At 73.1% G+C, this 13,189-nt stretch carries 10 protein-coding genes; 4 read left to right on the forward strand and 6 right to left on the reverse strand.

All coding sequences use genetic code 11. The features are described from left to right. Positions 1–44 precede the first annotated feature (44 nt). Positions 45–1,841 carry a phosphoenolpyruvate carboxykinase (GTP) gene (locus BUE45_RS08420; protein WP_245832903.1) on the reverse strand — a complete coding sequence of 599 codons (1,797 nt, stop codon included), beginning with the start codon at positions 1,839–1,841 and terminating at the stop codon, positions 45–47. A 795-nt stretch (positions 1,842–2,636) separates the two neighbouring features. After that, positions 2,637–3,542: a universal stress protein gene (locus BUE45_RS08425; protein WP_073377174.1), complete on the reverse strand. Its 906-nt coding sequence runs from the start codon at positions 3,540–3,542 to the stop codon at positions 2,637–2,639. A 251-nt stretch (positions 3,543–3,793) separates the two neighbouring features. Between BUE45_RS08425 and BUE45_RS08430 the strand changes: the two genes are divergently transcribed. Both BUE45_RS08430 and BUE45_RS08435 read left to right on the forward strand, forming a co-directional pair. Beyond that, positions 3,794–4,507: a DUF998 domain-containing protein gene (locus BUE45_RS08430; RefSeq protein WP_073377176.1), complete on the forward strand. Its 714-nt coding sequence runs from the start codon at positions 3,794–3,796 to the stop codon at positions 4,505–4,507. A 217-nt stretch (positions 4,508–4,724) separates the two neighbouring features. Then, positions 4,725–4,958, forward strand: a complete 234-nt coding sequence (locus BUE45_RS08435; protein WP_245832892.1) for a hypothetical protein — start codon at positions 4,725–4,727, stop codon at positions 4,956–4,958. Between the two features lie 23 nt (positions 4,959–4,981). Here the strand turns inward: BUE45_RS08435 and BUE45_RS08440 are convergent, their stop codons facing one another. After that, complete coding sequence (locus tag BUE45_RS08440; protein WP_073377180.1) at positions 4,982–7,129, reverse strand: HelD family protein; 2,148 nt, start codon at positions 7,127–7,129, stop codon at positions 4,982–4,984. A gap of 180 nt (positions 7,130–7,309) precedes the next feature. Beyond that, the gene (gene coaA / locus BUE45_RS08445) at positions 7,310–8,215 is read right to left on the reverse strand and encodes a type I pantothenate kinase (protein WP_218619513.1); all 906 of its coding nucleotides are present in this window, start codon (positions 8,213–8,215) and stop codon (positions 7,310–7,312) included. A 450-nt stretch (positions 8,216–8,665) separates the two neighbouring features. Between coaA and glmS the strand changes: the two genes are divergently transcribed. Continuing rightward, positions 8,666–10,519 carry a glutamine--fructose-6-phosphate transaminase (isomerizing) gene (glmS, locus tag BUE45_RS08450; protein ID WP_073377184.1) on the forward strand — a complete coding sequence of 618 codons (1,854 nt, stop codon included), beginning with the start codon at positions 8,666–8,668 and terminating at the stop codon, positions 10,517–10,519. Positions 10,520–10,663: 144 nt separating this feature from the next. Here the strand turns inward: glmS and BUE45_RS08455 are convergent, their stop codons facing one another. Together BUE45_RS08455 and BUE45_RS08460 are read right to left on the reverse strand one after the other, a co-directional pair. Continuing rightward, positions 10,664–11,029 carry an STAS domain-containing protein gene (locus BUE45_RS08455; RefSeq protein ID WP_073377186.1) on the reverse strand — a complete coding sequence of 122 codons (366 nt, stop codon included), beginning with the start codon at positions 11,027–11,029 and terminating at the stop codon, positions 10,664–10,666. A gap of 140 nt (positions 11,030–11,169) precedes the next feature. Further along, positions 11,170–11,715, reverse strand: coding sequence for an ATP-binding protein (locus BUE45_RS08460; RefSeq protein ID WP_073377188.1), 546 nt, complete (start codon positions 11,713–11,715; stop codon positions 11,170–11,172). Positions 11,716–12,000: 285 nt separating this feature from the next. On the opposite strand from BUE45_RS08460, the gene BUE45_RS08465 reads away from it, so the two are divergent. After that, positions 12,001–12,912, forward strand: coding sequence for a helix-turn-helix domain-containing protein (locus tag BUE45_RS08465; protein WP_084737029.1), 912 nt, complete (start codon positions 12,001–12,003; stop codon positions 12,910–12,912). Positions 12,913–13,189 lie beyond the last annotated feature (277 nt).

A 13,189-nucleotide genomic window follows, 5' to 3' on the forward strand; every position in this document is an offset into this window, starting at 1 on the left:
CCCCGTGGTGCCCGCGCCCCGCCCCCGCCGTCGCCCGGTCCGCGCTAGCGGCCCAGCCGGTCCAGCAGGGCGTGGTACTCGTCCCAGAGCTCACCCGGCAGGTGGGCGCCGAAGGTCCGGAAGAAGTCGGGGACCAGGGCGGCCTCGCGCTTCCAGGTCTCGGGGTCGACCGAGAGCAGGAACTCCAGGTCCTCCTCGGAGAGGTCCAGGCCCTCGGTGTCGATGCCGCCCTTGGCCGGCAGCAGGCCGATGGGGCTCTCGACGGCCTCGGCGGTGCCCTCCAGCCGCTCGACGATCCACTTGACGACGCGGCTGTTCTCGCCGAAGCCGGGCCACACGAAGCGGCCGTCGGCGTCCTTGCGGAACCAGTTCACGTAGAAGATCCGGGGCAGCAGGGACGGGTCGGCGCCGGCGCCGACCTTGATCCAGTGCGCGAAGTAGTCGCCCATGTTGTAGCCGCAGAAGGGCAGCATCGCGAACGGGTCGCGGCGCAGCTCGCCCACGGTGCCCTCGGCGGCGGCGGTCTTCTCGGAGGACACGTTGGCGCCCAGGTAGACGCCGTGCCGCCAGTCGAAGGACTCGGTGACCAGCGGGACCGCGGTGGCGCGGCGACCGCCGAAGAGGATCGCGGAGATCGGCACGCCCGCCGGGTCCTCCCACTCGTCCGCGATGGTCGGCGCCTGCCCGGCCGGGGTGGTGAAGCGGGAGTTGGGGTGCGCCGCCGGCTCGGGGGAGTCCGGGGTCCAGGGGCGGCCCTTCCAGTCGGTCAGGTTCGCCGGGGGCTCCTCGGTGAGGCCCTCCCACCACACGTCGCCGTCCTCGGTGAGGGCGACGTTGGTGAAGATGCTGTTGCCCCACAGGGTGTCGATGGCGTTGGCGTTGGTCTTCTCGCCGGTGCCCGGGGCGACGCCGAAGAACCCGGCCTCGGGGTTGATGGCGCGCAGGCGGCCCTGCGCGTCGAAGCGCATCCAGGCGATGTCGTCGCCGACGGTCTCGACCTTCCAGCCGGGGATCGTCGGCTGGAGCATGGCGAGGTTGGTCTTGCCGCAGGCGCTCGGGAAGGCGGCCGCCATGTAGTGCGTCGCGCCCTCGGGCGAGGTGACCTTGAGGATGAGCATGTGCTCGGCGAGCCAGCCCTCGTCGCGGGCCATCACCGAGGCGATGCGCAGCGCGTAGCACTTCTTGCCCAGCAGGGCGTTGCCGCCGTAGCCGGAGCCGTAGGACCAGATCTCCCGGGTCTCGGGGAAGTGCGAGATGTACTTGGTGGGGTTGCAGGGCCAGGCGACGTCCTCCTGGCCGGGCTCCAGCGGGGCGCCCACGGAGTGGACGGCCCTGACGAAGTCCCCGCGCTCCTCGATGAGGCGCAGGGCGGCGTCGCCCATGCGGGCCATGACGCGCATGGAGACGACGACGTACGGGGAATCGGTGATCTCGACGCCGAGCTGGGAGATCTCCCCGCCCAGCGGGCCCATGCAGAAGGGCACGACGTACATGGTGCGGCCGCGCATGGAGCCCCGGAAGACCTCGCCGAAGGTGGCGCGCATCTCGTCGGGGGCGATCCAGTTGTTGGTGGGGCCGGCGTCCTCTTCGCGCTCGGAGCAGATGAATGTCCGGTCCTCGACGCGGGCCACGTCGGTGGGGTCGGAGGTGCAGTAGAAGCTGTTGGGCCGCTTCTGCGGATCGAGCCGCCGGAAGGTGCCCTGCTCCACGAGCAGATCGGTGAGGCGGGTCCACTCCTCGTCGGAGCCGTCGCACCAGACCACGGCGTCGGGCCGGGTCAGCTCCGCGACCTCGCGAACCCAGGACACCAGTTCTTCGTGGGAGGTCGGGGCCACGCCCAGATCAATACCGACAGTCACAGCGGCTCCTTCGTGGTTCGAGATCCCTCGCATCATGAACGACGCTCCCCCGCGATGACCAATTGGTATAGGCCAATGGTCTAAATATGTGCGGCTGGAAGAGCGGATTCCGCTGCCCCACAAGGCTTTCCGAAGGCACACCACCGCGCCGGAAGGGGTCGTGGTGACGCGTGTTCCGCACCTGCCGGAATCCGGTTCCCCCTGCGCAGCGGGGAAGTGCCGCCCCGGGGACGACACGGCGTGTGCTTCGTCACACACGCCCCGGCCCGCCCGCCGCAGGGCGGGTGGACCGCCGTCCGGCGCCCCGGCTCCGGCCTGCGGATATCCCGGGGCCCCGGCGCACGCGACCGGCGTCGCGGCCGGCGGTCTCCGCCCCCGGCGGGCGCACGCGTCCGCCCCGGCCGCCGACGCGCGCGGCACGACGGGCCCGGCCGCCGACCCGGTCGGGGGCACTGCGGGAGGCGACCGCCGGGCCCGGGTCCGGCGCGGCTCCGGTGCGGGCCCCAGGTGGCGCGGACGCCGCGAGCCGGTCCGTCCCCGGGCGGGGCGGCGCACCCGTGCGGGGGCCGAGCGGCCGGGTACCGCCGCCGGATGTGGCGGCGGGGCACCGGCGGGAACGGTGCGGGCGGGCAGCCGCCCGCGGCGACCGGGACGCTCACCGCGCTCCTCGCGGGGGCCGGTCCGTGCCCGCTCACCTGCGCCGCGGTGCTCCCCGGGAAGGGCGCCCCGGCCCCGGGCGGCACGGGAGGGCGGCCGGGCGCGGGCCCCGGGGCACGGCTACCGCAGGATGGCGACCGGGCCGCGGGCGCCGTGCAGCACCGAGTGGCTGACCGAGCCGAGCAGCAGCCCCCGGAACCCGCCGCGGCCCCGCGAGCCGACCACGATGAGGTCGGCGGGGGTGGCCTCCTCCAGCAGGGCGACCACGGGGTGGGCGCGCACCACCCGGGTGCCCACGCCGACCTCCGGGTGGCGCAGCCGGGCTCCGGCCAGCTCCTCGGTCAGGGACTGGCGGGCCGCCTCGGCGGCGGTGGTGTCGTCGAACAGCTCCGGCGGGATCGGTCCGGTGGCGGCGGCGAACGCCACCAGCGGCTGCCAGGCGCTCACCGCGATCAGCTCGGTGTCGGCGAACGCGGCCTGGGCGAACGCGAAGTCCACGGCGCGGCGGCTGGGCTCGGACCCGTCGATGCCGACGATGACACGGCCGCGGACCCCGTGCGCGGAGGCGTGCTCGTGCGGGAGGACCACCACCGGCACCGGGGAGCGGGCCGCCAGCTCGATGCCGACGGAGCCGACGAACGCGGCGACGATCCCCCGCAGTCCGCGCGAGCCCACGACCACGGCCACCGCCCCCTCTCCGGAGGCCTCGGCGAGCAGCGCGTCCACCGGGCGGGCGTAGGACAGCCGGGTCAGCACCCGCAGTTCGGGGAAGAGCCGCGACACCCAGTCGGCGGCGTAGGACAGCAGGCGCTCGGCGCCGCCGGTGTCCGCCTCGTCCGGCGGGACGTCGATGCGGGTGTGCGCACCGAACACCCCGACGGAGGTCAGGGCTCCGGCGGCGGCCACGATCCGCACGCCGAGCCCGCGCAGGACCGCCTGCTGGGCCGCCCACTCCAGCGCGTGGCGGCTGGAGTCGGTACCGTCGACCCCCACGATCACCCACCGTGTCGTGGTCGGATCGTCCATCGTGCGCACTCCTTCGTCGGCCGGGTCGCCCGTACGTACCCGTTCTCCTCCGTTCTCTGCATGATGCCGCGCCCGGGCACGCGCGCGGATAACGGTGACGCCGCGAGTTGGCCGACGCGGGGTCTCGCCGAAGGGTGACCACGTGCCTACCGGGGCATAAGGTCCCCTGACGAACCGGTGTGACCGGGAGCGCCTGGAAATCCTCCGTCCGAGAGACGTCGAGGGGGATCCAGGTGAGAACGGAGGGTCCGATGTCGTACTCGGGACATTGGCACTGGGACTACAGGGACGGCCGGGTCGCCGCCGTGGCCGCCGCGATCGTGTACAGCATGTGGACGCTGGAGGTCCTCATGCCCGGCGGGGCCGCCGGGCAGGGGGCGCTGGCCGATCCGGACGCGGTGTTCGGCCGCTTCCTGGACAGCGCGCACCGCACCGGGTCGATCCTGGTGGTGCTGGCGGCGGTGCTGGGACTGACGCTGGGGGCCCGCCGGACCGGCCGCCTGCTCACCGTGTCGTGGTGGTCGATGGCCGTGTTCGGCGCGGCGTCGTTCGTCGCCTCGCTGCTCCCGGGCCGGTGCGTGGTCTCCACGGACGTGGCGTGCGCGTCGGAGGCGCTGGGCGAGGGCGTGGGCGGGGCCACCGCCGCCCAGCCGGTCATCGCGACCGTCACGATCGTGGCCGCGCTGCTCGGCGCGGTGACCCTGGCCCTGGACCGCCGCGGCGCGGCCGACCCGGCCTGGGTGTGGGTCGCGGCGCTGGCGGCCCTCCAGGCGCTGGCCGCCGTCGCGGTGCTGGTGCTCGCCGTGCTCGTGTCCGGCGGCGACGGCGACCCGGGCGTCGCCCTGGGCTTCCTGGAGCGGGCGCACCTGGTCACCGTCGCCCTGTGGCTGCTGGCCGCGGGGGTCCTGCCCGGCCCCTGGAAGCGGTCCCGCGCCGCGCGCCCCCCGGTCGCGGTCGGCCGGTGACGCCCCCGGTGGTCGGGGGCCGCCGTTTCCCGGTGGGACGTCACGCGGACATCCCCGAACCCACCGCGCTCAACACCATCAAGGAGGTCGAGAACCTGCGAACCGGGTCGAACACCACTACGACGCATGGTGCGAGCGGGACGGCCGCTCCTGGTCCATCGACGTACCGGACCTGCGCATCCACACCTACGCGCACATCCTGGGCGAAGCCGAGGTGATGGCCGGGGACGCGATCTCGGGGGTTCTCGACGTCCCCCTGGAAGACGTGCGTGTCTCCCTCCACGTGCAGGGAGCGGACGACACGGTGTCCCGGGCCCGAGAGGCCCTGGCGGGCGCCATCGGCGCCCTGGTCGAGATCGGTGCCGGCCGGCGCGACATCGCCCTGCTGCTCGGCATCTCCCACCAGAGGGTCTCCCAGATCTCCGCGGAGCGGTCGCGGGCCGCGGTGTGACGCACCGCGGCCCGCGGGCGCGGTCAGCCGGTGGTCCCCTCGGCGGCCAGTGCCTGCGGCAGCGGGCGGGCGTGGACGACGTGGAGGGTGCTCACGGCGCGGGTGAGGACGACGTAGAGGCGGTTGAGCCCGCGCTCCTCCGCCTCCGCGATGGCGGCGGGCTCGGCGACCACGACCGCGTCGAACTCCAGGCCCTTGGCCAGGCCCGCCGGAACGGCGACCAGGCGGGCGGCGTCCAGGCCGGTGTCGTCGTCCAGGACGGGGACCTCCAGCCCCCGAGCGGCCAGCTCCGCCAGCAGGGCGGGCAGGTCGGCGTCGGCGGCGATCAGCCCGACCGACCCCTCGCCCTCCAGGGCGGTGCGGCAGGCCCGGGCCACGCCCTCGGCCAGGCCCTCGGCCGCCGGGGTGACGCACAGTGAGCCCGCGGCGCGGCGGACCGCGACGGGAGCGCCCAGGCCCCGGGCGATGCTCGGCAGCAGCCGCGCGGCGAAGTCGATGATCTGGGCGGGCACCCGGTACCCCCGGTCCAGGACGCTCAGGTGCCCGGTGGGCTTGCCCAGGTGCTCCAGCAGCGTCGACCAGGTGCGGGCCGCGGACGGGCTGGTGCCCTGCGCGATGTCGCCCAGGACGGTGAGCGATCCCGACTCGCAGCGGCGGCCGATGGCCCGGCACTGCATGGGGCTGAGGTCCTGGGCCTCGTCCACCACGATGTGCCCCAGCCCGCCGGGCCGTTCGACGAGCGCCCGGGCCTCGTCGATCAGGGCCAGGTCCTCCGCCGACCAGCGGGCCGACTTGGGGCCCCGGGGCCGGCCCGGCAGCAGGACCGCCTCCTGCTCCCGCGCGGTGAGGATCCCGTCGGCGGCCCGGGCCAGCCGCCCGGGGTCGGTGAGCAGCCCCAGCACCAGGGACAGCGGTTCCACCTTGGGCCACAGGGCGGTCACCGCCGCGCGCACCGCCGGGTCGCGGCGGACCTGGGCGTGGGTGCGGTCGTCGCAGACCTCCCCCTCGGACTCCATGAGGGTGAGCACCGTGTGGGCGATGCGGTGGGAGAGCAGCTCGCGGCCCGAGCCGTAGGCGACGCCGCGCCCGGCCAGCTCCTCCAGCAGGGGGCGCAGGTCCTCCGGGTAGAGCCGCCAGCGGCGCGAGCCGCGGCGGACCACCAGTGCCTCCACGGGTTCGCGCAGGTGGGACCAGAGGTCGCGGCGGAGCACCTCGGCCATGCGGGCGTCGCCCTTGGTGCGGGCGGCGAAGGGCTCCTCCGTGCGGCGGACCCACCCGCCGGCGGCCCGGAAGCGCTCGGGCAGGTCCCGGGTGAGCAGCTCCGCGACGGTGGCCTGGCCCACGTCGACCTCGCCCAGGGCGGGCAGCACGTCGCGGATGTAGGAGAGGAACGACCGGTTGGGGCCGATGATCGCCACCCCCGACCGGGACAGGCGCTCGCGCTCGGTGTACAGCAGGAACGCGATGCGGTGCAGCCCCACCGCGGTCTTGCCGGTGCCCGGCGCCCCCTGGACGCACAGGGTGGTGGCCAGCGGGGCGCGGACCAGGTCGTCCTGCTCGGGCTGGATGGTGGCGACGATGTCGCGCATCGGCCCGGTGCGGGGCCGCTCGATCTCGGCCGCCAGCAGTGCGCCGGGGCGCTCGTCGGGCGCGGGGGCGCCGACGAGGTGCTCGTCCTCGAACGCGGTGAGGACCACCTCGGGGTCCTCGTGCGGCCCGCGGCCGACGGTGGTGAACCCGTAGCGCCGGCGCACCCGGACCAGCATCCGGTCGGCGGGCGAGGCCCGGTAGTAGGCGACGCTGACGGGCGCGCGCCAGTCCAGGACCATGGGGCGGCCCCGCGGGTCGTGGACGTGGCGGCGGCCGATGTGGACCCGGTCGGGTCCGCGGCCGGCGTCCTCGTCGAGGAAGACGGTGCCGGGCTCGAAGTCGAGGCGGCCGAAGAACAGCGGCGCGCCGGGCATGTCGGCGAGCGCGGCCAGGCGGCGCCTGCGCCCGCGGGTCAGCGCGGCGTTGGTGACCTTGTCGGTGACGACGTCGCCGAGCATCAGGTCGGTGCCCTCGACCTCCTGGCGCATCGCCCGCAGTGCGGCGCGGGCCCGGGCCAGGGAGTCGCGTTCGGCGGCGAGCTCGGGGTCGAGGGGTGCGGTGGCGGGATCGGTCGTGGTCATGCGGACCTCGGGTGGATCGACGGGACACGGCACGGCGTCGCGCGTGCGCGGGTCCCGCCCCGGTCGCCCGCGTGGGGCCCGGTTCGTTCCGATCCTCGTGAAGCGCACGGCGTCCCCAGTCCGGGGTGGGCCGTGGAGAGAGAAGGACCAGCCTACCCGTGCCGGCCGGTCCGCCGCCCGTCAGGTCTTGCGCAGGCGCACCCGGCTGACCCGGTGGTCGTCGCCCTTGAAGAGGACGAGGGTGGCCCGGCCCCGGGTGGGCCGGATGTTCTCGACGAGGTTGACCTCGTTGATGGTCCGCCAGGTGTTGGCCGCGAACCCCAGGGCCTCCTCCTCCTTGAGGGTGGTGGCCATGTGGTGGAAGTAGGAGCGCGGGTCGGAGAACGCGGTCCGGCGCAGCTCCCGGAAGCGGTCCAGGTACCAGCCGCGGATGTTGTCCACCTTGGCGTCGACGTAGATGGAGAAGTCGAAGAAGTCGGACACCGCGAGCCGCCCGGCGTGGGCCGGCTGGAGCACGTTGATGCCCTCGACGATGAGGATGTCGGGCCGGTGCACGGTCTGCCGCTCGCCGGGGACGGTGTCGTAGTTCAGGTGCGAGTAGACGGGGATGTCGATGCGGTCGGCCCCGGCCTTCATCTCGGAGACGAACCGGACCAGGGCGCGCCGGTCGTAGCTCTCCGGGAAGCCCTTGCGGCGCATGAGGCCGCGCGCTTCGAGCACCGCGTTGGGGTGGAGGAAGTTGTCGGTGCTGACCAGTTCCACGTCGGGGTGGTTGGGCCACTGGGCCAGCAGGGAGCGGAGCAGGCGCGCGGTGGTGGACTTGCCCACCGCGACGCTGCCGGCGACGCCGATGATGAACGGCGAGGGCCGGTCGGCCTCGCCGAGGAACCCCCGGACGGCGGCATGCCGCTGCTGGGTGGCGCCGACGTACAGGTTGAGCAGCCGGGACAGGGGCAGGTAGACGTCCCGCACGTCGTCGAGGGACGTCGGGTCGGTGGTACCGCGCAGCCGGGAGAGCTCGGCCTCGGTCAGGGAGAGCGGGGTGGAGGCCCGCAGGGCCGCCCAGGCCTCCCGGTCCAGTTCCACGTACGGCGTGGAGACGCCGTTCTTCGTCGCGTGAGACACGAATGACCACCCTAGACGAGGGCCTCGACCGGACCGGGCGGCCGGTCCCGGGTAAGCCCGGAACGGGTTCGGAACGTGGTGGACACCACACGTTCACCCGGGCGCCCGCCCGCCTCCTCCCCGCGGTCGCCGGCGGCGCCCGCGTCCACGGGCCCTTTCCGCAGGCCTACCCTTTGCGGGGCGCGGGGGAACACGCGGGGGCGGGCTCCGGCCCGGGCGCCCCCCGCAGAATTTTTTCGGCCGGGCGCGGCGGGGCGGAATCGGCCCCCACTCGCGGACCCCGCACGTCCCCCACCTGCGCGGTCTACCCGTGGTACACCAAATGGTCTATACCGTTACCTGCGAAAACGACTATTGGTATCAAGTGGTGGTTGGTCGATTCAGCGTCCTTTTTGGCCTACGCTGGCGGCCATGTGCGGAATCGTTGGCTACGTCGGGCCGCAATCGGCGCTCCAGGTCGTCGTGGACGGCCTCGCGAGGTTGGAGTACCGCGGATATGACTCCGCGGGTGTCGCAGTGCTGGGCGAGGGCGCCCTGCACACCGAGAAGCGGGCGGGAAAGCTCGCGAACCTGCGGGGGGCGCTGGAGGAGCGCCCGATCAGCGGTGAGGGCGCGGGCATCGGCCACACCCGGTGGGCCACCCACGGAGCCCCCAACGACGTCAACGCCCACCCCCACGTCGACAACGACAACCGGGTGGCGATCGTCCACAACGGCATCATCGAGAACTTCGCGGCCCTGCGGCTGGAGCTGGAGGACCAGGGCTGCAAGTTCCTCTCCGAGACCGACACCGAGGTCGCCGTCCACCTGCTCAGCGTGGAGCTGGCGGCCCAGGCCGAGCGGGACCTCCCCGCCGCCGTGCGCGCGGTCTGCAAGCGCCTGGAGGGCGCCTTCACGCTGGTCGCCGTCTCCGTGGACGACCCCGACCTCGTGGTCGCCGCCCGCCGCAACTCGCCGCTGGTCGTCGGCCGCGGCGAGGGGGAGAACTTCCTGGCCAGCGACGTGGCCGCGTTCATCGCCCACACCCGCGAGGCGGTCGAGCTGGGCCAGGACCAGGTCGTGGAGCTGCGCCCGGACTCGGTGCGCGTCACCGACTACGACGGCAACGCCGTCGAGGTCAACGAGTACCACGTGGACTGGGACGCCTCCGCCGCCGAGAAGGGCGGCTACGACTACTTCATGCTCAAGGAGATCGTCGAGCAGCCGCGCGCGATCGCCGACACCCTGCTGGGCCGCCTGTCCGTGGGCGGGCAGCTGACCCTGGACGAGATGCGGCTGTCCGCGGCGGACCTGCGCGCCGTCGAGAAGATCGTCATCATCGCCTGCGGCACCTCGTACCACGCGGGCCTGATCGCCAAGTACGCCATCGAGCACTGGTGCCGCATCCCGTGCGAGGTCGAGGTGGCCAGCGAGTTCCGCTACCGGGACCCGATCCTGGACCGCCAGACCCTGGTGATCGCGATCTCGCAGTCGGGCGAGAGCATGGACACCCTGATGGCGGTCCGCTACGCCCGCGAGCAGCGCGCCAAGGTGCTGGCGATCTGCAACGTCAACGGCTCCACCATCCCGCGCGAGGCCGACGGCGTGCTGTACACGCACGCGGGCCCGGAGGTCGGGGTGGCCGCCACCAAGACCTTCATCACCCAGCTGGCCGCCTGCTACCTCATCGGCCTGTACCTGGCGCAGGTGCGCGGGCTGAAGTTCGGCGACGAGATCGACGCCGTCATCGCCCAGCTGGCCACCATGCCCGAGCAGGTGGAGAAGGTGCTGGACACGGTCGAGCCGGTGCGCGAGCTGGCCCGGTCGCTGGCGGACGCCGACACCGTCCTGTTCCTCGGCCGCCACGTGGGCTTCCCGGTGGCGATGGAGGGCGCGCTCAAGCTCAAGGAGCTGGCCTACATGCACGCCGAGGCGTTCGCGGCGGGCGAGCTCAAGCACGGGCCGATCGCGCTGATCGAGGAGGGCCTGCCGGTGGTCGTGGTGGTGCCCTCGCCGCAGGGGCGCAGCGTGCTGCACGACAAGATCGTGTCGAACATCCAGGAGGTGCGCGCCCGCGGCGCCCGCACCATCGTGATCGCGGAGGAGGGGGACGAGTCGGTGCGCCCGTACTCGGACGTCCTCATCGAGATCCCCGCCGTGCCGACCCTGCTCCAGCCGATCGTGGCGACGGTCCCGATGCAGGTGTTCGCCTGTGAGCTGGCGCTGGCCAAGGGCAACGACGTGGACCAGCCGCGCAACCTGGCCAAGAGCGTGACCGTGGAGTAGCCCCCACGGGGAGTGCTCCGGGGCGCGTCCGACACCGTCGGGCGCGCCCTCGGCGTTCTCCGGCCCCGGCCGGCGCGCGGCAGGCGCGCGCCCGTGTGGGGGGGGGAGCGAACGAAGGGTGCGGGCCCGGGACGGGCCCGAGGGTCAGTGGGCGGCCGTGCGCGAGCCCGCGTGGGCCGCGACCGCGGACGCGAGGTCGTCGTGCGTGGGCAGCAGGGTGCGCAGGTCCAGCACGTCCAGGATGCGTGAGAGCTGCCGGGGCGGGCAGGCGAGGGCCAGGTGGTGGCGTTCGCGAGCGGTGGTGCGCATCGCGTTGATGAAGGCGTTGACCCCGGAGGCGTCGATGAACTCCACCGCGGAGAGGTCGACGACGACACAGCCCTGCGCGGCGGCGGCCGTGATGGCGGCGTACGCGGTCTCGGCGGTGGCGATGTCCAGCTCGCCGCCGAGCGCGACGACGGTCGCGCCGTCGCAGATGAATCTGTCACGCCCCGTGTCCAGCACGTCCATGCCCCGCTCCCCGCGTCGAAGAACTTCCCCTGTCGGACGCGATCGGTCGAATACCGACATGCGTTGACAGCCTACTCTGCTCCGGGGCGCGCCAGAGTGGACCAAAGACAGGGATGCGGGTGCGCGGTACGGGGCCGGGGTCAGCCCTGGGCGCCGCAGACGGCCCAGACGACCTTGCCGCCGCGGACCGGGTTCCAGCCCCACTCCTCGCTGAACGCGGCGACCAGGCTGAGCCCGCGGCCGGACTCGGCGAAGTGGTGGGCGTCGACCTTGTGGGGCGCGCGGTCGCTGGTGTCGGCGACCAGGCACGCCACGCTCCGCTGCTCCCCCAGCCTGCTCAGGCGCACCACGACGGGCGTCTCCTGCGGGGTGCGGTCCGGGGCCAGCGCGTGGCGACAGGCGTTGCCCACGAACTCGGAGAGCACGAGCCGGACGTCGTCGGTGACCCCGGCCAGGCCCCACTCGTCGAGCATCCGCTCGGCGAGGCGGCGCGCGGCGGCCACGGAGTCGGGGACCGAGGGGAAGGCCCCGGTCACGGACTCGGACGTGCGGTCGGTACGGCCCAGGGGCGTGCCACCCAGCGGATCCGCCCAGGGCCCGCCCGGAAGCCGGGGGGCCTCCGCCAGGGAGGGACGGCGCCAGGATGCCCCGGAGTGCCGCTCCGACGACATCAGCTCTGCGTTCATCACGGTCCTCACGAGTGGTGATGCGGGTTCGCTCGGCCTTGCCTGCGGGTGGCATCGTGTCTTACGGATGTAAGTCACGGATGCACGTGCAGATCAACGCCCGGCAAGCCTATAGGACGAACAGCCCTTATTGGTAGATCCCCTACGAAGAATTCACACACAGGCACCTGCGTTTACAGTCGACACACCAGGCGTCTCAACGCCCAACAGGACCCCCTGTTCCCTCCCGAATGGGATCGGTATACTGGGCGGTCGCTCGCGCCAAAGCCGCTACAGGGAGGCGATGTGGTCGCCGATCACGCAGAGAACTTCCAGGTCACCCGGGATTTCCTTGCGAATTCCAGTGGTGGTCCCACCGTGCTGCGCATTCTTCTCGGAACACAGCTCCGGAAGCTGCGCCAGGAGAAGAACATTTCCCGGGAGGACGCCGGATACGCCATCCGCGCGTCCCACGCGAAGATCAGCCGCATGGAGCTGGGGCAGGTCAGCTTCAAGCGCCGTGACGTGGAGGACCTGCTCAAGCTGTACGGCGTGGGCGACGCCGGCGAGCGCGAGGCGCTGCTCGGACTCATCACCAGCGCCAACGCACAGGGCTGGTGGCACCAGTACAGCGACGTGCTGCCGAACTGGTTCGGCGTCTACGTGGGGCTGGAGGAGGCCGCGTCGGTCATCAGGACCTTCGAGGTGCAGTTCATCCCCGGCCTGCTCCAGAGCGAGGGGTACGCACGCTCGGTCATCCGGCTCTCGCGCACGGCCACGTCCGAGGAGGACATCGACAGTCGCGTGCAGATGCGCATGCACCGACAGCGCAGGTTCACCGAGAACGACGGCCCCCGCCTGTGGGCCGTCATCGACGAGGCCGTGCTGCACCGGCCCTTCGGCGAGCCGGCCGTGATGCGCGGCCAGATCGAGCACCTCGTCGAGATGTCCCGGCGGCCCAACATCACCGTCCAGGTGGCGACGTTCGCCATGGGCGGGCACCCGGCGGCCGGGGGCCCGTTCAGCATCCTGCGCTTCCCCACCCCGGAACTGCCCGACGTGGTCTACCTGGAGCAGCTGAGCAGCTCGCTGTACTTCGACAAGTTCGAGGACACCAGCCTCTACGCCCAGACGATGGACCACCTGGCCACCCAGGCCCCGCCGCCCTCGGAGACCGAGAAGATCCTGCACTCGTTCCTGGAACGCTACCGGGACTGACACCCCGCCGCGCACCGGCCCCGCCCGCCCCCGAATCCCCCCATCCCCCGGCCCCCTTCCCGACGCCCGGTACCGCTCCGCGACCGGGCGTTCGCCGTGTGCGCACACCCGTGCGGTCCGCGTGACCGCCTTCGGCCACGACTGGGAAACGATCGGGGGCCGCGGAACCCCTCCTCCGCACCCCCGCGTTAGCCGTGACATGCGCATCCTCACCCCTGGACCTTGCATCTGTACTTACGGACGTAATCACGTATGCACGTGCATGAGCTACGCTTTG

Source organism: Nocardiopsis flavescens, assembly GCF_900141985.1.
GTDB lineage: Bacteria > Actinomycetota > Actinomycetes > Streptosporangiales > Streptosporangiaceae > Nocardiopsis > Nocardiopsis flavescens.

What these genes read in the sequence shown, in the direction of transcription:
- BUE45_RS08425 (WP_073377174.1), bottom strand. Translation starts at nt 3,542, where the DNA reads ATGGACGATCCGACCACGACACGGTGGGTGATCGTGGGGGTCGACGGT.
- BUE45_RS08430 (WP_073377176.1), top strand. Translation starts at nt 3,794, where the DNA reads ATGTCGTACTCGGGACATTGGCACTGGGACTACAGGGACGGCCGGGTC.
- BUE45_RS08435 (WP_245832892.1), top strand. Translation starts at nt 4,725, where the DNA reads ATGGCCGGGGACGCGATCTCGGGGGTTCTCGACGTCCCCCTGGAAGAC.
- BUE45_RS08440 (WP_073377180.1), bottom strand. Translation starts at nt 7,129, where the DNA reads ATGACCACGACCGATCCCGCCACCGCACCCCTCGACCCCGAGCTCGCC.
- glmS (WP_073377184.1), top strand. Translation starts at nt 8,666, where the DNA reads ATGTGCGGAATCGTTGGCTACGTCGGGCCGCAATCGGCGCTCCAGGTC.
- BUE45_RS08455 (WP_073377186.1), bottom strand. Translation starts at nt 11,029, where the DNA reads ATGGACGTGCTGGACACGGGGCGTGACAGATTCATCTGCGACGGCGCG.
- BUE45_RS08460 (WP_073377188.1), bottom strand. Translation starts at nt 11,715, where the DNA reads ATGAACGCAGAGCTGATGTCGTCGGAGCGGCACTCCGGGGCATCCTGG.